The sequence below is a fragment of the Dialister succinatiphilus genome (assembly GCF_928721695.1).
In the GTDB taxonomy this organism is placed as follows: domain Bacteria; phylum Bacillota; class Negativicutes; order Veillonellales; family Dialisteraceae; genus Dialister; species Dialister succinatiphilus.
The window spans coordinates 761,721-780,000 of record NZ_OV788641.1 but is presented as its reverse complement, the minus strand read 5'-3'; the positions used below and the strand labels follow the sequence as shown (position 1 = coordinate 780,000).

General features: G+C 54.1%; 14 protein-coding genes and 2 rRNA genes (1 of these 16 running past the window's edge). 13 read left to right on the top strand and 3 right to left on the bottom strand.

What is annotated here, in order from left to right; all coding sequences use genetic code 11:
• Both NW747_RS03355 and rrf read left to right on the top strand, forming a co-directional pair.
• Nucleotides 1-2,474 (top strand): 23S ribosomal RNA (locus NW747_RS03355); it begins 453 nt to the left of the window's first position.
• Nucleotides 2,475-2,554: 80 nt separating this feature from the next.
• Nucleotides 2,555-2,671 (top strand): 5S ribosomal RNA (gene rrf / locus NW747_RS03350).
• Nucleotides 2,672-3,552: 881 nt separating this feature from the next.
• Here rrf and NW747_RS03345 read toward each other — a convergent pair.
• Both NW747_RS03345 and larAH10 read right to left on the bottom strand, forming a co-directional pair.
• A complete protein-coding gene (locus NW747_RS03345; protein WP_008859550.1) occupies nt 3,553-4,503 on the bottom strand; it encodes a magnesium transporter CorA family protein in 951 nt (316 codons plus the stop codon).
• 156 nt (nt 4,504-4,659) lie between these two features.
• On the bottom strand, nt 4,660-5,964 hold the full coding sequence (larAH10, locus tag NW747_RS03340; protein WP_273188006.1) for an NPN-dependent 2-hydroxyacid racemase, LarAH10 family: 1,305 nt from the start codon (nt 5,962-5,964) through the stop codon (nt 4,660-4,662).
• A 403-nt stretch (nt 5,965-6,367) separates the two neighbouring features.
• Here larAH10 and NW747_RS03335 point away from each other — a divergent pair, with 403 nt between their 5' ends.
• The 11 genes from NW747_RS03335 to NW747_RS03285 all read left to right on the top strand — a co-directional run bounded on the left by NW747_RS03335 (nt 6,368) and on the right by NW747_RS03285 (nt 15,819).
• Entirely contained in the window at nt 6,368-7,108 is a 741-nt protein-coding gene (locus NW747_RS03335) for a LytR/AlgR family response regulator transcription factor (protein ID WP_273188005.1), read from the top strand.
• 133 nt (nt 7,109-7,241) lie between these two features.
• Nucleotides 7,242-7,610: a type II secretion system protein gene (locus NW747_RS03330; RefSeq protein WP_273188004.1), complete on the top strand. Its 369-nt coding sequence runs from the start codon at nt 7,242-7,244 to the stop codon at nt 7,608-7,610.
• 91 nt (nt 7,611-7,701) lie between these two features.
• Nucleotides 7,702-8,283: a prepilin peptidase gene (locus NW747_RS03325; RefSeq protein WP_273188003.1), complete on the top strand. Its 582-nt coding sequence runs from the start codon at nt 7,702-7,704 to the stop codon at nt 8,281-8,283.
• Complete coding sequence (locus NW747_RS03320) at nt 8,228-8,710, top strand: hypothetical protein (RefSeq protein ID WP_273188002.1); 483 nt, start codon at nt 8,228-8,230, stop codon at nt 8,708-8,710. Before NW747_RS03325 ends, NW747_RS03320 begins: the two co-directional genes overlap by 56 nt.
• Nucleotides 8,711-10,342: 1,632 nt before the next feature.
• Nucleotides 10,343-10,708, top strand: a complete 366-nt coding sequence (locus tag NW747_RS03315) for a hypothetical protein (RefSeq protein ID WP_273188001.1) — start codon at nt 10,343-10,345, stop codon at nt 10,706-10,708.
• Nucleotides 10,705-11,229: a hypothetical protein gene (locus tag NW747_RS03310; RefSeq protein ID WP_273188000.1), complete on the top strand. Its 525-nt coding sequence runs from the start codon at nt 10,705-10,707 to the stop codon at nt 11,227-11,229. Before NW747_RS03315 ends, NW747_RS03310 begins: the two co-directional genes overlap by 4 nt.
• On the top strand, nt 11,222-11,665 hold the full coding sequence (locus NW747_RS03305) for a hypothetical protein (RefSeq protein ID WP_273187999.1): 444 nt from the start codon (nt 11,222-11,224) through the stop codon (nt 11,663-11,665). Before NW747_RS03310 ends, NW747_RS03305 begins: the two co-directional genes overlap by 8 nt.
• On the top strand, nt 11,598-13,001 hold the full coding sequence (locus NW747_RS03300; protein WP_273187998.1) for a PilN domain-containing protein: 1,404 nt from the start codon (nt 11,598-11,600) through the stop codon (nt 12,999-13,001). Before NW747_RS03305 ends, NW747_RS03300 begins: the two co-directional genes overlap by 68 nt.
• Entirely contained in the window at nt 12,976-13,533 is a 558-nt protein-coding gene (locus NW747_RS03295) for a hypothetical protein (RefSeq protein ID WP_273187997.1), read from the top strand. The genes NW747_RS03300 and NW747_RS03295 overlap by 26 nt, the downstream gene beginning before the upstream one ends.
• Nucleotides 13,460-14,002 carry a shikimate kinase gene (locus NW747_RS03290; RefSeq protein ID WP_040380033.1) on the top strand — a complete coding sequence of 181 codons (543 nt, stop codon included), beginning with the start codon at nt 13,460-13,462 and terminating at the stop codon, nt 14,000-14,002. Before NW747_RS03295 ends, NW747_RS03290 begins: the two co-directional genes overlap by 74 nt.
• Nucleotides 14,003-14,823: 821 nt before the next feature.
• Complete coding sequence (locus NW747_RS03285; RefSeq protein WP_008859563.1) at nt 14,824-15,819, top strand: ATP-dependent 6-phosphofructokinase; 996 nt, start codon at nt 14,824-14,826, stop codon at nt 15,817-15,819.
• 1,335 nt (nt 15,820-17,154) lie between these two features.
• Here NW747_RS03285 and NW747_RS03280 read toward each other — a convergent pair.
• Nucleotides 17,155-18,267, bottom strand: a complete 1,113-nt coding sequence (locus NW747_RS03280) for an MBL fold metallo-hydrolase (RefSeq protein WP_273187996.1) — start codon at nt 18,265-18,267, stop codon at nt 17,155-17,157.
• Nucleotides 18,268-18,280 lie beyond the last annotated feature (13 nt).

Below are 18,280 nucleotides of genomic sequence, written 5' to 3'. Positions count from 1 at the left end.
GCAAAACACAGATATCGACCGATAGCGCATAGTACCATGAGGGAAAGGTGAAAAGCACCCCGGGAGGGGAATGAAACAGAACCTGAAACCGTATGTTTACAAGCAGTCGGAGACCGCTTAATAATAAGGTCGACGGCGTGCCTATTGAAGAATGAACCGGCGAGTTATGAGGTCCAGCAAGGTTAAGCAGGAAATGCGGAGCCGAAGCGAAAGCGAGTCTTAATAGGGCGATAAGTTGGATTGCATAGACCCGAAACCACAGTGATCTACCCATGTCCAGGCTGAAACACAGGTAAAAATGTGCGGAGGGCCGAACCTATATCCGTTGAAAAGGGTTAGGATGAGGTGTGGGTAGGGGTGAAATTCCAATCGAACGTGGAGATAGCTGGTTCTCCCCGAAATAGCTTTAGGGCTAGCCTCGAGGTAGAGATTGCAGGCGGTAGAGCACTGATCAGGAGAGGGACCTACCCGGTTACCAAACCCAGTCAAACTGCGAATGGCTGCAATTATACTCGGGAGTCAGACTACGACTTATAAGGGCCGTGGTCAAAAGGGAAACAGCCCAGATCATCAGCTAAGGTCCCAAATGCCGTGCTAAGTGGCGAAGGATGTGGCGTTTCATAAACAACCAGGATGTTGGCTCAGAAGCAGCCACCATTTAAAGAGTGCGTAATAGCTCACTGGTCGAGAGACGCTGCGCCGAAAATGTCCGGGGCTCAAGCACGGAACCGAAGCTATGGCATGACAGCAATGTCATGGGTAGGGGAGCGTTCTTATAAGGAAGAAGCATTACCGTAAGGAGATGTGGACATATAAGAAGTGAGAATGCCGGTATGAGTATCGAAAAGAAAGGTGAGAATCCTTTCCACCGAAAGCCCGAGGGTTCCTGAGCAACGATCGTCGACTCAGGGTAAGTCGGGACCTAAGCCGAGGCGGAGACGCATAGGCGATGGACAACAGGTTGAAATTCCTGTACCGGATGGAGTCAATTGAGCGAAGGAGCGACGCAGGAGGGCACATGATCGCGCGGCTGGAAGAGCGCGTCCAAGTGCGTATGCGTAGAGGGAGGCAAATCCCCCTTTACAGAAGCAGAGACATGATGGGGAGTTAAAGGAGACTTTGACGAACTCATGGATCCCACACTGCCAAGAAAAACTTCTAGCGAGACGAAATCCGCCCGTACCGTAAACCGACACAGGTAGGCGGGGAGAGAATCCTAAGGTGCGCGGGAAAACCCTCGTTAAGGAACTCGGCAAATTGCATCCGTAACTTCGGGAGAAGGATGACCCTGAGTAGGCGAAAGGGAGAAACCCCCGGAACAGAAAAGGGTGGCAGAAAAGAGGCCCAAGCAACTGTTTACCAAAAACACAGGTGCCTGCGAAAGCGAAAGCTGAAGTATAGGTGCTGACGCCTGCCCGGTGCTGGAAGGTTAAGGAGAGAGGTCAGCGAAAGCGAAGCTTTGAACTGAAGCCCCAGTGAACGGCGGCCGTAACTATAACGGTCCTAAGGTAGCGAAATTCCTTGTCGGGTAAGTTCCGACCCGCATGAAAGGCGTAATGATTTGGGCACTGTCTCAACGAGGGGCCCGGTGAAATTGAAATACCTGTGAAGATGCAGGTTACCCGCGACTGGACAGAAAGACCCCATGGAGCTTCACTGCAGCTTGAGATTGAATCCCGGTGACATATGCACAGGATAGGTGGGAGGCTAAGAAGTAATGCCTTTGGGTGTTACAGAGCCGATGTTGGGATACCACCCTTATGTTGCTGAGATTCTAACACGGAGACTAACAACCTCGTGGACCATCTCAGGCAGGCGGTTTGACTGGGGCGGTCGCCTCCTAAAATGTAACGGAGGCGCCCAAAGGTTCCCTCAGGCCGGACAGAAACCGGCCGAAGAGTGCAAAGGCAGAAGGGAGCTTGACTGCGAGACAGACAAGTCGAGCAGAGACGAAAGTCGGGCTTAGTGATCCGGTGGTACTGAGTGGAAAGGCCATCGCTCAACGGATAAAAGCTACCCTGGGGATAACAGGCTAATCTCTCCCAAGAGTTCATATCGACGGGGAGGTTTGGCACCTCGATGTCGGCTCATCACATCCTGGAGCTGGAGTAGGTTCCAAGGGTTGGGCTGTTCGCCCATTAAAGTGGTACGCGAGCTGGGTTCAAAACGTCGTGAGACAGTTTGGTTCATATCCATCGCGGGCGCAAGAAGTTTGAGGGAGGCTGCTCCTAGTACGAGAGGACCGGAGTGGACGGATCAACGGTGTACCAGTTGTCACGCCAGTGGCACGGCTGGAAAGCCGCATCCGGAAAGGATAAACGCTGAAAGCATCTAAGCGTGAAGCCCGTCCCGAGATGAGACTTCTCATCAGCAATGAGTAAGACCCCTTAAAGACGATGAGGTTGATAGGCTGTGAGTGGAAGTGGCGCAAGTCATGGAGCGACGCAGTACTAATAGGTCGAGGTCTTAGCTTAGATTTCACGAAAAGCACGACCAGAGGCGAGAGCCTTCGGGACTTCTTCTATGCAGTTTTGAGAGAACAGACTCTCAAAGATTCAGTGGCGATAGCTGTGAGGATACACCCGTACCCATGCCGAACACGGTAGTTAAGCTCACAAACGCCGAAAGTACTTGGCTGGAAGCGGCCCGGGAGGATAGGAAGCTGCTGATTAACTGAAAAAGCACTAACTGTTATGGTTAGTGCTTTTTTGCTGTGTGCGACATTTGAGGTTATGGGCCTTTGTGAGGGATTCGGCGGGAAGCTGTATTCCCGAAGGTTGACGCCCTGCGGGCGAGGGTTGATGGCGCCGCCGGGCCTGACGGCCCTGGGCTGCCAGGGTTCTGTCCGGGATCGGCTGACGCCTCCCGGACGGGCTCCGGGCTTCCGCCCTCGGGAGGTATATAGTACTGTGGAGGTCCTGCATAGGACCTCCAAGTTAGCCAAAGTAGGCCCTTAGCCTGCCCATTAAAGGGCTTACCTATTGGTTGGCTGACCGTGCCCGCTGGCGAGGTGGGCGCCCTTATGGACAAGCCCCTTTGGGGCTTGAGGGTTCTAAAGTTTGACGGGGCTATCGCCCCGAGGGTTCTTAAGTTTGACAGCGGCTCTGCCGCTGAGGGTTGTTGTGGGCGCCTTACATTTATAGAAGGCGCCAGTTTGTATAAAACCATACAACCGCCCTGCGGGCGAGGAAATGCATTCCCCCTTTGGTGGCTGCGTCACCACCTTTCCCCCGTAAGTGGGGGCACTATGGGTGCTTAGCCATGGAGCCATGTCTCTGCAGGAAAGCATAGAAACTTATTCTGCCCCCTGAACAGGGGGCAGTCCGGCGCAGCCTGGATAGGGGGGCGAGCGTAGCGAGCCAGTCAGCAGAATGCTTTTCATGACGTATGATACAGAAAGGTAAATCCGTAACGCTGACTTCATACTCATCGCCCGAGAGGGCGATACCACAACCCTCGGGGCCAAAGGCCCCGTCAACCCTCACACCGCAGGTGTGTCCAAAGGCGCCAGCCGCGCTCAATAAAAAAACCGGCCAAAGCCGGTTTTTTCATTTACAGCATATCTTTTTTCCACAGGACGAAGGTGGCCACCATGGTGACGAGGATGCCTATGAGGATGACTTCCGCAAATCCTAAAGGTGCATCGGCCCAGGGGACGGGGACGTTGATGCCCCAGAGGCTGAATATCAATGTGGGAATGGCCAGGATAATGGTGACGGAGGTGAGGAATTTCATGATCTGGGACAGGCGGTTGGAGATGATGGAGGAGAAGGAGTCCATCATGGACATGAGAATGTTGGTATAGATTTCCGCCATTTCCAAGGCCTGCTTGTTTTCAATGATTACGTCTTCCAGCAGGTCTTCGTCTTCTTCGTACATTTTGAGAAGGGAGTGGAGGGGGCTGTTGCGGAGACGCATGAGGCGTTCCATCACGTTTTCATTGGCGTGAAGGGCGAAGTTGAAGTAGGTCAGGGATTTCTGCAGTTCCAGCATGCGGAAGAGTTCTTTGTTCTGCAGGGATTTCCGGACCTGGGTTTCGATGACGTCGGTCTGTTTGTAAATCTGCTGCAGGAAGAACAGGAATGAGGAGGATGCCTGGGAGAGGATCTGGAAGAGGAAACGAGTTTTTTTGTAGGTCTGGAAGGAGGTGAAGGAGTTATTCAGGAATTTCTGTATCACCGAGTTCGTTTCCAGACAGACGGTGACGAAGTACTGGCGGGTAATGAAGATACCCAGCGGCAGGGCGTCGTAGGCATCTGTTTCCAGTACTACCGGAGTATTGACAACGACGAAGATGTAGTCGTCTTCCAGTTCCACGTGGGACCGTTCTTCTCTATCCAGTGCGGTCTGCAGGGAGTCTACGGGAATGCCGGTGAGTTCATTCAGTTTATTCAGTTCCGCTGTATCCGGGGCGGCGCAGTTGATCCAGGAGCCTTTTTCCAGCTGCTCCAGCGGTACTTCACAGAGTATATGGTTTTCATTATGTTTGTAGGCTCGAAGCATGGCGCGCCCCCTTTCTTTTCTACACATTTTACTATAGTCAGAAATGGCGGTTCTGTCAATGAAAAACCGCGTTTTTGTGGGTAGGACAAAGCATCAGAAAAGCAGGATGCCCGCGGGGTATCCTGCTTTTCCATTTCCATGGATTTTGGAAAAATCTCAGTCTTTCAGGTAGGGGACGATGGCAGCGCAGTGGGGCATGATGGTGATGGTGTAGTCGTCTTTTCCCTGGTCTTTCAGGATTTTCTGTGCCAGCTGCCAGGCTTCTTCTACGGTAGCCACCGGGGTCTGGTTGGTCTTTTTGATGGCTTCGAAGTTTTCGGGCTTGGTGACCAGGATGATGTGGTATTTGTGGGTCATGCAGAAGAGGTTGAAGGCTACGAAGAAGGGGATGGTGAAATGGTGGCGCAGGGCTTTTTCCATTTCTTCTTCTGTGTCGTATTTGAAGCTGCCCATGTAGGCCGGCGGTTCGTAAATGTCGCTGGCTTCCATGATGGCGATGATGATGCCTCCTTCTTTGGTGACTACGTCGGAGGGGTCATAGCATTTGCAGCCCTGGTAGAGGGATACATCTTTGGGGTAGCCGCCGGCGCAGGCGAAGGCTACGTCGCATTTGGCTTTGAAGGGGACTTTCTGGATGCGGTAGACGATTTTGGTGCCTTCCAGCCAGGCTTTGTAGGGGTCGCCGCCTACCATGGCGCAGATTTTGCCTTCGGAGTTGATGATGGAGTGAACCAGGAAGCAGGGCTTAATCATGTCGCTGGCTTCCTGCATGTCGTCGGAAACGGGGTTGTCCGTAAGGAGGGTGGAGCGGGTTTTGGGGTTGATGCCGCTGCCGAATTTTTCTCCCAGGGCATGGCAGTGGTTGATCTGGATGGTGTCGTCTCCTGCCACGCCGGGAAGAATCAGTTTCCTGCCGCCGCCGTAGCCGGCAAAGAGGTGGGTGGTAATGCCGTCAATCACGATGACTTTGTCTGCTTCCACGGCGTGTTTGTTGATCCATACGGGGGTGCCGCGGCTGGTGTCGCCTACGTGGACCAGTTCGTCCTTGTTCATGCAGTGGTGCTGGTACAGTTTCACCCGTTTGGTCAGTTCTTCGCCTACCACCATGATGTCTTCTTCCGGTGTCTGTTCTCTGTGGGTGCCCTGGGCAAAGAGGATGGAAATATCATCATCAGGAATGCCGGCCAGGTTCAGTTCGTTCACCACGTGAATGACGAACTGGTCCGAATGGTTCCAGATACGGGTGACGTCGGCGCAGACGATGCAGACTTTGTCTCCTTTGGAGACGATTTCCTGCAGGGGTTTGGATCCAATGGGATGACGCATGCATTCCAGGGTGGCTTCTTTGACGTCGCAGGCCGGTGTGGGGTTTCCTTCCAGTACGTCCAGAATATGTTCTTCCGGCAGACTGACTTTCTGGGTGCCATGGCCGAAACCGAATTCAAATTCTTTTAATGCCATAATGATTCCTCCTTTGCTTGTTGGGCAGCGGGACAGGTTTTCCGCCGCTGGCAGGGATATGAATGATTGTAGTTAACTTTTATTATATCACTTCCAGTGGATGGCTATATTTCCAAAAAGGCATAACAGTATGGAAATGAGATAGGAAACAGGATGGTTCTGGGAGGGGGACCGGGGGATTTCATTTTCCTATACGGATAAAACATTCTATTATGCAATAAACGCATTTTATCTTTATACACAATGATTCTTTTCTATTGGACTCATATGAAAAATTATATGATAATGAAAGAAAATCCTTCGTTGGTTTTCCGCTTTATCTCATTTCATAAACCCATGTATTTTCAGGATTCCTTTGCATTGTTTCTTATGCCGTGGAGTTTCCCGGAGGGAGGCGGAGTCTATGGTTCATGTGGCAGTGGTGAGCGATGAGCCCGATACGGTGGGCATGATTCGGAAGGTATGCGGTGAGTTCATGAGGAGCCGGGGCCTGTCTTTGGGCTTTGCGTCCTATGAGAACAGCTATGTGTTTCTGCAGGAAGTGGAGAACCGGAAGAAGTTCTTTGAAATCGTTTTCCTGGATACGTCGGTGCGGGGCATGAATGCGGTGGATACGGCATCGGCGCTCCGGAGGATGCCGGAGAAGCCGGCTCTTGTCTTTTTGTCTGCCACCGAGGGTTACTGTATGGATGCTTTCCGGCTGGCGGCGGTTCATTATCTTGTGACGCCGCTGTCGGAAAAGGAGGCTCTGGAAGGGCTGAGACGGGGGATTGCTTTTGTGGAACGGGACTGGCACAGGCAGATGATGTTTAAAATGGCAGAGGGCGAGGCAGTGGTGGATTTGTCTACCCTGGAGGCCGTGGTGAGCGATGATCATCACCAGGTGCTCTGTCTGACCGATGGCCGGCAGCTGGAGGTGCGGGGCCGTATGCGGCAGCTGGAGGAACGGCTTGCCGATGCTTCGCCATTTCTTTTTATTTCTCCCTGCCGGGGCATTCTGGTGAATGGGAATGAAATATCGGAAATCAGACCGGATCGGGTGGTATTGAAGAGCGGCAGGATCCTTCCCGTGGCCCAGCGAAAATATGAAGCATTCAGGCTGCGTGTAGGCCGCTTTGTGGGAGAGGAGGATTGGGAAGCTTAGCAGGTCATGGCAGATGGTTCTTTCCATATCCATACAGGGGATTTGGATTTTTTCTGATTGGTTTCTTACAGGTTCAAAGAGAAAGGGTGCAGTCATTTCCAGCGGAAAAGCTGCACCGGCAGGGAGTCACATCATGCAAGAAGAGAGAAGGAAAAGAAAAAGAAAAGGCTTTATGATTCTGGAGCTTATCATTGTGGTAGCTATTATCGGGGTGCTGGCGGCCATAGCGGTGCCTAACCTGACGGGCCTCACCGATGAGGCCAAGGTGGCACGGATTCGGTCGGATATTTCCACCCTGGGCACGGCAGCGGAGATGTACTATGTGAAGAATGGGGTCTATCCTGCATCCCTAGACAGTCTGGTAGGCAGCAGGGAAGAGGGATATCTGAAAAAGGTGCCGGAGCCGCCGGATAAGACGGTGACCTATGAAATGAAGGAGAAAGGGGAAGTGGTGGCGTCGTTCAAGGGGAAGACCTATTCTTCTTTTGGAACGGTGACTTAGTGAGAGCAGTGGACTAGTGGACTAGTGGACTAGTGAGCTGGTGGACTGGTCGGCGGAAGGCGGTCAGCGGTTAGCGGACCATGGAGGCACGATGAAAAGGGCAGGGGAAGAAGGAACGGTTTTCTGGGACCGCCTTTGGCGGCACAGGAAATGGCAGGCTCTCTGGGCAGGAGGCGTCTTAGGCTATGGCGTCCTCCTTGTGAGGGGCCCATCCTTCTTTTCCCCTGCCCTTTTTGTGCTGCTGCTGACGCTGGCGGCGCTGGAGGACTGGCGTACCGGTTATCTCTCCGATGGCTGGAGCCTGCTTCTGGCGGTGACCGGGTTCATGACCGCTTTCCGGCGGCAGGGCGCCGGGGACAGTCTTTTATCGGCGGCCCTTGTTTTTACCATATATATGGTGCTGTACCTGGCTTCCAAAAAGTCCATGGGCACCGGGGATCTGGTGCTTTCCACCGCCGCTGCCTTCTGGCTTTCGCCGCTGACGGCTCTCCTTTTTATCTGGTTTTCCGCCCTGTCCGCCCTGCTCTTTCTGGCGATGCCTCTTCTTTTGGGAAGGAAAAAAGCAGGGGATCCGGTGCGGTTCGGCCCTTTTATTGCTTTGGGAGGGGTGATGGCTTATGGATGGCAGGAAATATGGGGTCCTCTCCTGCCGCCCTGGTTTCCTTTTGGCTGAGGCCCTGGTCATCCTTTTTCTGGTATCCCTGGCAGGGACTTTGACATTCCCGTCCATCCGCTCCTGGCAGGAGGAAAAGGAACTGGACCTGGCGGCGGAAACGCTGGCAGCCGCTATCCGGCAGGTGCAGGTGCTGTCCAGAAATGACACCGGCCGTTATGGAAATACGGCCAGAGAATATTATTTCTTCTGTCTGCCCGATGCAAAGGGGGAAGTGATTTACTATACCCGTCGCGGCGTGAGCCGCATGGAGCCGGAGGGAAAGCTGCCCTCTTCCATCCGCCTGTCCGGTAAACTGGAGCTGGCTTTCCGCAAGGATTTTGCCGGTGACGGAGAGACCTATTCTGCCGTGCTCACCACCAGGGATGGAAAGTACAAAAGGCAGGTCACCGTGGCTATGTATACCGGCAGGGTGAGGGTGAATTAGCGGCGGTTGGCGCCGAAGGCGCCTGTGGCGCGGTCGGGATTGGGACCGGGACCTGGGCGGTGCTTTCCAGTATTCCCGAAGGTTGACACGCCTTATGGACAAGCCCCTATGGGGCTTGAGGGTCCTAAAGTTTGACGGGGCTATCGCCCCGAGGGTTCTTAAGTTGTGCGCCAGTTCGGCGTGTATAGTATAGTCTGGTGAAAGCCCAGACCCGGCAAAGCCTAGCAAGCAGCCGGTACTTAGTCTTGCATGTGAAGCCGTGAGGCCAGCATGAAGCGTAGACAAAGGAGTGCGAGAGCCGTAATGCGAAAGCGTGAAGCGATTCAGCCTCGTTAGAACGACAAGTGGAAGCCGATACTCTAACTTTGGTCGCAGGCAGAAATGCGCAGGTCGGTAAGCGAGAACTGTGCAGGTTCCACCGGGGTCATAGAGCATGGCGAGCGCACGAAGTACTATACATGTACCTGGGAGAGCTGACAAGGGTCCTAAATGGATGACACCCATCCCAATGGTATGGACGCCAAAATACTTAACTGTATGGAGACGTCACAGATGCCCGGTCAGCAGTCGGATTACCTCATAGTAGTGATGAAACCTGTGAAAGCAGGTGGAGTGAAGGGGGTAAAGAATAGTCAACAATCGCAGGGAAACAGGTTCTGCACAGAGATGTAGAAGAAACTAAGACTTAGAGATTAGTTAAATGTAAACGGAACTGCAACTGATAAGGTGTAACGAGTACACCTCAAGGACTATTCTAAGAGCCGTATGCGGGAAAACCGCACGTACGGTTCTGTGAGGGGCGGACAGAGTAATCTGATTCCGTCTACTCGACTGACGCGCCTCCGGCGCGAGGGTTGTTGTAGGGCGCCTTTAAATTATAGAAGGCGCCAGTTTGTATAAAACCTTCACAACCGGGCTATCGCCCGTAGAAAAACCATACAACCGCCCTGCGAGCGTTGGAAATGCATTCCCCCTTTGGTGGCTGGCGCCACCACCTTGCCCGGTGGGAAGCATGTCACTGGATTCGCGGGTCGCGGGGCTCCCCTATGAATCCAGTTCCTTTGCCACCCCCACTTCGTGGGGGCACTATAAAGCTCCGTTATGCTGTGAGCTGCTTATGAAAGGATTGCTTTTCAGAGCTTTATTGTCCCACCGCTCCGCGGTGGCAAGGGAACACGATTCGTAAGGGAGCAAAGCGACCTGAGAATCGTGTGACACGCTTCCCAGCGGGGCGGGAAGGTGGTGCCGTAAGGCACCAAAGGGGGGAAAAGCCACCGGAGGTGGCTGATCAATGTAATGCTTTTCATGCCATATGATACAGAAAGGTGAACCCGTAACGCTGACTTTAATAATCTGCGGCGAAGCCGCCACCACCACCCTCAGCCCGTCAGGGCTGTCGCCCCCTGAGCGAAGCGAACATAACCTGCCGCCGACAGGCGGCTACAACCTTCGGCCCGGAGGACTGTCAACCTTTCCCTTCACAACCCTTCTACACAACCTGCGGCGGAGCCGCCACCACAACCCTCGGCCTGAAAGGCCGTCAAACTTAAGAACCCTCCGGCCCATAGGGCCGGTCCATCTTAAGAACCCTCTCTTTTGAACCCGGGCCGCTCTGCGGCCCAAGGAGGTCCTATGAAACGGAAAGGTTTTCTTCTTATCTGGGCGGTTACGGCCCTGACGGCGGGAGGGATTCTGATTTCCGGCATGGCCTTTTCCCTGCATCAGGCCCTGGATTTTGAGGCCAGGCGGGAGGCAGAGCTGGAGGAGGCTCTCATTGCCCAGGATGTGATGGAAAGGGCGAAGTATTTCCTCCGCTTCGGGAAAGGCGCCATGCCTCATTCGGGAGCGGTGACAAGGAATGGCCGCACCTATGATATAGAGGTGCGGCAGGAGAGGGAGCTGCTGCAGGAGGTACCTATGGTGCGGGTCCGCTGCCTGGTGAAAGGGAAAGAAAGCGGCGGCTTTGTTCTGGAAACACTGGTGGAGGATGGGCTATGAGAAGGAAAGGTGTCATTCTTCTGGACGGGCTGATGGCTCTTTTTCTCATTTCCGCCCTGGCCATGATGGTTCTGCCGCTGGCGGGATCCTGGCTTTCCGCTCTGGAAAGGGGCAGGACCGGGACGAAACTTTCGGAAACGGGGCTCTTTGCCATGGATTTCATGGTGGAGAAAATCAGAAATAACCGCAGCCGTGCCGTTGGCGTGGTGAGGGGGAATAGGTATGATTACCAGGCCTTCACTGCTGGAGGCGACGAGGGGACTTACAGCTTCTTCGTGGACCGGGAGAAGCTGAAGCTCCAGCCGCCCAAGGGCAATATCCAGCCTCTTACCGGTGAATACACAGGGCCTGAGGCCTACGCTTTCCTGCCCGGGAGGCCCTCCCTTTTCCGGCAGGTGGAAGGAGGACCGGTGATCATTTCCTTTACCATGCACCACCAGATGATGGGCATGGATCGGGATTTTGAAACGTCGGTGATTCCCTACGCCGATTTTTATAAAAAGAAGGAAGTCTATGAATAGGAGAAAGGGAAGTCTTTCCATGATGCTTCTCCTCTTTATGACAGCCCTTCTCACGGTGTCGGTGGCCTTTGTTTTTTATGAAGGACGGAGCGGGGAATCGGTTCTCCGCTACCGGAAAGGGCTTGTCTCGGTGTATGCGGCAGAAAGCGGCGCCAACTGGGCCCTGGCTTCCCTTTCCCGGAAGGGGACAGCCGGGGAGATTTCCTTTTCCCTGAATAACAGGACCGTGGCGGTATCTTTTCCCCGAAAGGGCAGCATCCTGTCCCAGGCGGAAGACGGAAACAGGGATTACCGGCGTTATGTGAACCTGACATACAAAAAGGATGAAGAAGAGGGAAAGACAAGGATTCGGGTGGAGGATATCGGAAGTGAACTACCGAGAATGGATGAAAAAAATGACAGCCCATCCCCTGTGGCAGGCCTGGCGTCACCCTGATATGGCCTGTGTCCTGCTGGCGGGAAGGCTGTGGGCGGCGGACCTCAAGGAGGGGAGATTCCTTCGCACCGCTTCGGCGCCGCTGGAAGAAATGACGGAAAATGCCGTGGCTGCTGCCTTCCGGGCGCTGGCAGAGCAGGGCATGAAACGGAAGGAAATCCTCCTTCTGGTCAATTTTCCAGACCTTCGTCTGGAAAACAGGAAATATCCGGCCATGACGGAAGAAGAAATGGTGGAAACCATGTATTGGGAGGAAGACCGTCTTTTCCGTACGGATGAGCCCATGGCCCCCGGTTGGGAGGTGACGTCCCACAGTCCCCTGGGCTGGGAAGTGCACGTGGAAGCGGTGAAGAAGGAAACCCTTTCCCTGTGGGAAAAGGGAGCCGCCCTGGCAGGCTGCCATGTGGGAAAGGCGCTGCCGGTGACGGCGGTGCCCCTTTCTGAGGAACCCCATTTCATCCTCTATGGACGGAAACGGTCGGCCATCCTCATTTTCCGGAAAGACCGCCTTTTAAGAAGCCGTATTCTACGAAAGGAAGAAAAAGGGAAGGGAGCCCTCTTCATGGAGCGCTGCCTGGCCAATTTCAATATACAGAAAGGGACATGCTTCTTCATTCCCCTTTCGGACTGCGGCAGGGAAGAAGAAACTTTCTGGAAAGAAAGGATGAAGGAGGAAATCGAAGGGGAAGGCGAAAATGGTCTTCTGCCAGGCAGCCTGACCATGGCGGAAAATTTTCTTTCTGATTACGGCGGCTGGGCGGATATGGAAATCCTTTTTCGACGCCTTTCCTCCGGCAGGCTCACCCTGCCTCTCACGGAAAAGAGAAAATCCTTTATCACCGAAGAAAACCGGACCCTTCGGGCTGCCCAGGGCCTGTGCCTTGTGTCTCTCCTGTTCTTCCTCCTGGCAGGGGGAGAATTCCTTTCAGCGGAAAACCGGCTGTCTGGCCTGCGCCGGGAAGAGGGCCGGCTGAAGCCGCAGAAAGAACAGCTAGTGGAAGCAAGGCGGACGGCCGTGAGGGAAAGGGAACTGGAACAGCTGCTGGGCGATTTGGAAAAGAAGGATGGCCGGTGGGAAGAAAAACTGGTCCTTCTGGCAGAGTCAGTGCCTCCGGGCATTGTGATTTCCTCCATCAGCCAGAAGGGAGACGTCATACATATAGAGGGCACCGCCCAGTCAAACGAGCGGCTCAGCCTGTTTCGGAACTCCTTTTCCACCTCCTGGGGCATGAATGCCCGGAATGGCAGCCGGAAGGCAGACCCCGTCACAGGACTGGTAGATTTCACCATTTCCCTGAAAGGAGGAAATCATGGACCCGATGAGACTCATGAATGACAGGAAATACGGGAGAACCTTCCTGCTCCTTGCCCTTTTCTTCCTCCTTTCCGGCGGCTATCTCAAACTGATGGCCCTGGAAAAAGAAGACCTGTCCCGGAGTCTGGAGGAAGAAAACAGGCAGGTGGAAATTTTTTCCAAAGCCCCCGCCCGCCCCTCCAGCCTTCCCTTTCTGGAAAGTCTTTTCTCCCCTGCTTCCCCCGCTTTTCTGGTGAATGCAGCCGAAGAAGGAGGCCTTAAGGTGGACGCCGTTTCTGAAAAAGTGGAGGAAGGAGAAAATGGAATATTTCATATTTTTCATATTTCCGGCACCGGTACCTATGCACAAATCGTGCAAACCTTTGATATAATAAAAGGCAAAGAAAGATGGAGTGCCGTGAACCTCAAGGAACTGAAACGGTCGCAAAAAGGGCTGGCCTATAAAATGGAGGTTCAGACATTCCAAATCCGAGGTACCTATGAAAAAGAGAAATATAGTCCTCATCGGTCCCATGGGCACTGGCAAGAGCCGGGCGGCGAAAATACTCTCTGACGGACTGGAATGGCAGCTGGCGGATACGGACCGGATGATGGAGCGTGAAACCGGGAAGAAAATAGCAGATATTTATAAAGAAGCAGGGCCGGAAGCCTTTGCGGAAAAGGAAATGCAGGTCATCAACCATGTGCGCTACTACCATGAAGCGGTGATTGCCATGGGGGGAAATTATCCCATGACCGAGGAAAAATTCCATCTCCTTTCTGAATACGGACTGATGATCCTCCTCTACGCCCGTCCCTTCCGACTGGCAGAACGGGTGCGGCGCCGCATAGGCAAAAGGCCCACCATGGACTATTCCGATGTAGACGGCTACGTGAGGCAGATGCTCCGGAAATGGGCCAAATGGAGGGACCGGGTGGACCTGGTCATCAATACCACCAACTGCCATCCCGAGCAGACCGCCCTCCTCATTGCAAGGTATATCGATCAGCACCACGTGACCTTTGCGGAACGGAGGAAATAGGGGCGCGGTCGGGATCGGGACCTGGGCGGTGCTTTCCAGTATTCCCGAAGGTTGACGCGGCTTCGCCGCGAGGGTTGATGGCGCCGCCGGGCCTTTGGCCCTGGGCGCCAAGGGTTCTGTCCGGGACCGGCTGACGCCTCCCGGACGGGTTGAGGGCTCCGCCCTCGGGAGGTATGAAGTACTGTGGAGGTCCTGCATAGGACCTCCAAGTCAGCCAAAGTAGGCCCTTAGCCTGCCCATTAAAGGGCTTACCTATTGGTTGGCTGACCGTGCCCGCTGGCGAGGTACGGCGCCCTTGGGGACGCCAGTATAAATGCCGCCTTTGGCGGCGAAAACCATACAACCGCCTTATGGACAAGCCCCTATGGGGCTTGAGGGTTCTAAAGTTTGACGGGGCTATCGCCCCGAGGGTTCTTAAGTTTGACAGCGGCTCTGCTGCTGAGGGTTGTTGTGGGCGCCTTACATTTATAGAAGGCGCCCTCTTATGATAAAACCTGACAACCGGGCTTCGCCCGAGGAAAAACAGGCTGATCTCGCTCCGCAGGCGCGGTTGTATGGTTTTCCACTGCAGAATGCTTATCATGCCATATGGTACTGAAAGTAAATCCCGTAACGCTGACTTTATGTTCATCGCCCGTAAGGGCGATACCACAACCCTCGGCCTGAAAGGCCGTCAAACTTAAGAACCCTTGGGCCGAAGGCCCATCCATCTTAAGAACCTTCCCCTTCTGAACCCCCTTGCTCACGGGAATGCAGTTTCGCAGATGATCAGGACTCTATGATAATCAGGACTCTATCTATATAAATAAAGGAGGGATACTATGGACAAACTGGCAGTTCTTACCAGCGGCGGCGACGCACCGGGCATGAATGCGGCGGTACGGAGCGTAGTGCGGACGGCGCTGTACTGGGGTAAGGAAATTTACGGCATCTATCGAGGCTATGCAGGCCTTCTGGAAGACGACATGATTTCCATGAATTCATCTTCTGTCAGCGGCATCGTGCTTCACGGCGGCACCATGCTGAAAACGGCTCGCTGCAAAGCCTTTTTTGAAGAGGAAAACCAGAAAAAGGCGGCGCAGATCCTCCGGAAGCGGGGCATCGGAGGACTCATCGTCATCGGCGGTGACGGGTCCATCCAGGGAGCGGAAAAGCTGTCCCGCCTGGGCATACCTACCGTTACCCTGCCGGGGACCATTGATAACGACATGCACGGCACCGATGAAACCATAGGCCATGATACGGCGGTGAATGCCGTGGTATCCGCTGTGAGCCGCATCCGGGACACCGCCTCCGCCCATAACCGGGCCGCCATTATCGAAGTGATGGGGCGGTTTGCAGGAAATATTGCACTGGACGCAGGCCTGGCCTCCGGTGCCGAATACATCCTGGTACCGGAAGTGCCCTTCAGCCGGGAAAAACTGGCCAGAAGCCTGAAACTCCAGATGGAAGCAGGCAGGACGAACAGCATTATCATCTGTGCGGAAGGTGCCGATGATGGCAGAGCCCTCTCCGAATGGCTCACCGAGCGGACGGACATCGACATCTGCACCACCATCCTTGGCTTCATCCAGCGGGGCGGCCAGCCCACGGCCCGAGACGGCATCCTGGGATCCACCCTGGGAGCGGCGGCAGTGAAAGCGCTGCTGGAAGGAGAAACAGGGGCCCTGGCAGGCATGCATCGAGGTGAAGTACGAATCATTTCCTATGAAGAGGCCAAAAAAGAAAAGGAACCGTTCAAACAGAAACTGTACGAATTATCCGTCATGCTGGGCGCCGCCCAGAGCAGCGGGGATATCCGGGAAACGGGATTATAAAAGAAAAGCACCGGCAGAAACCGGTGCTTTTTTAGTGAGCTGGTGAGCGCCTTTTGGACAAGCCCCTTTGGGGCTTGAGGGTTCAAAAGTTGTGCGCCAGTTCGGCGTGTATAGTATAGTCTGGTGAAAGCCCAGACCCGGCAAAGCCTAGCAAGCAGCCGGTACTTAGTCTTGCATGTGAAGCCGTGAGGCCAGCATGAAGCGTAGACAAAGGAGTGCGAGAGCCGTAATGCGAAAGCGTGAAGCGATTCAGCCTCGTTAGAACGACAAGTGGAAGCCGATACTCTAACTTTGGTCGCAGGCAGAAATGCGCAGGTCGGTAAGCGAGAACTGTGCAGGTTCCACCGGGGTCATAGAGCATGGCGAGCGCACGAAGTACTATACATGTACCTGGGAGAGCTGACAAGGGTCCTAAATGGATGACACCCATCCCAATGGTATGGACGCCAAAATACTTAACTGTATGGAGACGTCACAGATGCCCGGTCAGCAGTCGGATTACCTCATAGTAGTGATGAAACCTGTGAAAGCAGGTGGAGTGAAGGGGGTAAAGAATAGTCAACAATCGCAGGGAAACAGGTTCTGCACAGAGATGTAGAAGAAACTAAGACTTAGAGATTAGTTAAATGTAAACGGAACTGCAACTGATAAGGTGTAACGAGTACACCTCAAGGACTATTCTAAGAGCCGTATGCGGGAAAACCGCACGTACGGTTCTGTGAGGGGCGGACAGAGTAATCTGATTCCGTCTACTCGACTGACGGGGCTATCGCCCCGAGGGTTCTTAAGTTTGACAGCGGCTCTGCCGCTGAGGGTTGTTGTGGGCGCTTTACATTTATAGAAGGCGCCCTCTTATGATAAAACCTTTACAACCGCCCTGCGGGCGTTGGAAATGCATTCCCCCTTTGGTGGCTGGCGCCACCACCTTGCCCGGTGGGAAGCATGTCACTGGATTCGCGGGTCGCGGGGCTCCCCTATGAATCCAGTTCCTTTGCCACCCCCGCAAGCGGGGGCACTATGGGTGCTTAGTGCTTATGAAGAGAATGTTTCGCGGTGTTTTATTCTGCCCCCTGGATAGGGGGAAGTCCGGCGAAGCCGGATAGGGGGAGGCGAGCGCAGCGAGCCAACCAGCAGAATGCCTATCATGCCATATGACACAGAAAGGTGAATCCGTAACGCTGACTTTATAAGCATTGCCTAGGGCAATCCGCAACCCTCGGCCTGAAAGGCCGTCAAACTTAAGAACCCTTGGGCCGAAGGCCCATCCATCTTAAGAACCTTCCCCTCTGAACCCTATGAACCCGGGCCACGAAGTGGCCCATACAGCCCCTTCTATTACAGTCTCATTCTTCCCTTCATATGGATGCCCGGCTGTCCGGGGACGTAGATATTGGTCCATACTTCCAGGGTGTTCCAGTTCTGCACGTGAACCACAGCGATGCCTGCATTTTCCTGCCAGTGCACCATGTACACATGATCGGCGATTTCCTCGGCGGTGAAGGGCATGGTGTCGGCGTAGCCCTTATTTTCGCCTTCTGTCTGGGTGAAGGTCAGGGTTTTGTGGTCTTTGAATTCCACATCAAATACGGCGGCAGGGGAAAAGTCCATGATGACATGGTGGCCGATGCCGGGGTAGAGGTCTTTCCGGGCCCAGGGCTCTACGCCGGTGATGACCCGGGCGCCGAAGGCAAGGGTGTCTTTTCCGCCAAGGGAAGGGTATTTTTCACTCATCATGGAAACGATGGCGTCAGCGGTCTTTCCGCTGGCCAGAGCTTCCCGGTAGTACTTCAGGTATTCCAGAGTGCAGGAAAGGATGGCGGGATGGCCCTTCTTCTCATCATTGTAGTGATGGCTGGCAATGACCTTTTCCGGAGCCAGGGATGCCATGGTTTCTACCTGGCGGATCCATTTGTCCATTTCGTCAAGCCCTTTGGTGTCAGCCATCCAGGGATGGCTGTCTTCGGCCAGGGATACGCCGCCCAGCACTGTTTTTTCAGAGGGCACATAGAGGAAGCTGTGCATTTCGTCATCGGGGCAGGTGATGATTCTGATTTCCTCCCCTTCCAGCTTTGGCAGCTCCTTTACCGCCTCGGGCAGGATGAAACGGGATGGAGCGTCTTTTCCCAGCGCTTTCTTCCAAACGGTGAGCTTGTCATCCCGGCTGGCGGAAATCATCCAGGCCGTCTGAGCGGTGGAAAGAATGCGGGCTTTGGGGAAGGCATCAGCCAGTACATCCAGGCCGAAGTAGTAGTCCGGATCGAAATGGGAAATGTAAATCACCTTCAGCTCTTTTCCGCTGTCTTTGATGAGCTGCACCAGCTCCTCGGCATACTGTTTCTGGAACTGGGCGTCTACCAGGAAAGCGTCCTTTTCACCGGTGACTAAAGTGGAAGTGACATCAAAAATGGCTTTGGCGCCGGGATGGTACACGTGGAATGCAAGAGACATGGCAAATTCCTCC

Bases quoted from the DNA above. Each gene is read 5' to 3' on its own strand.
- NW747_RS03345 (WP_008859550.1), bottom strand. From the start codon at position 4,503: ATGCTTCGAGCCTACAAACATAATGAAAACCATATACTCTGTGAAGTA.
- larAH10 (WP_273188006.1), bottom strand. From the start codon at position 5,964: ATGGCATTAAAAGAATTTGAATTCGGTTTCGGCCATGGCACCCAGAAA.
- NW747_RS03335 (WP_273188005.1), top strand. From the start codon at position 6,368: ATGGTTCATGTGGCAGTGGTGAGCGATGAGCCCGATACGGTGGGCATG.
- NW747_RS03330 (WP_273188004.1), top strand. From the start codon at position 7,242: ATGCAAGAAGAGAGAAGGAAAAGAAAAAGAAAAGGCTTTATGATTCTG.
- NW747_RS03325 (WP_273188003.1), top strand. From the start codon at position 7,702: ATGAAAAGGGCAGGGGAAGAAGGAACGGTTTTCTGGGACCGCCTTTGG.
- NW747_RS03320 (WP_273188002.1), top strand. From the start codon at position 8,228: ATGGATGGCAGGAAATATGGGGTCCTCTCCTGCCGCCCTGGTTTCCTT.
- NW747_RS03315 (WP_273188001.1), top strand. From the start codon at position 10,343: ATGAAACGGAAAGGTTTTCTTCTTATCTGGGCGGTTACGGCCCTGACG.
- NW747_RS03310 (WP_273188000.1), top strand. From the start codon at position 10,705: ATGAGAAGGAAAGGTGTCATTCTTCTGGACGGGCTGATGGCTCTTTTT.
- NW747_RS03305 (WP_273187999.1), top strand. From the start codon at position 11,222: ATGAATAGGAGAAAGGGAAGTCTTTCCATGATGCTTCTCCTCTTTATG.
- NW747_RS03295 (WP_273187997.1), top strand. From the start codon at position 12,976: ATGGACCCGATGAGACTCATGAATGACAGGAAATACGGGAGAACCTTC.
- NW747_RS03290 (WP_040380033.1), top strand. From the start codon at position 13,460: ATGAAAAAGAGAAATATAGTCCTCATCGGTCCCATGGGCACTGGCAAG.
- NW747_RS03285 (WP_008859563.1), top strand. From the start codon at position 14,824: ATGGACAAACTGGCAGTTCTTACCAGCGGCGGCGACGCACCGGGCATG.
- NW747_RS03280 (WP_273187996.1), bottom strand. From the start codon at position 18,267: ATGTCTCTTGCATTCCACGTGTACCATCCCGGCGCCAAAGCCATTTTT.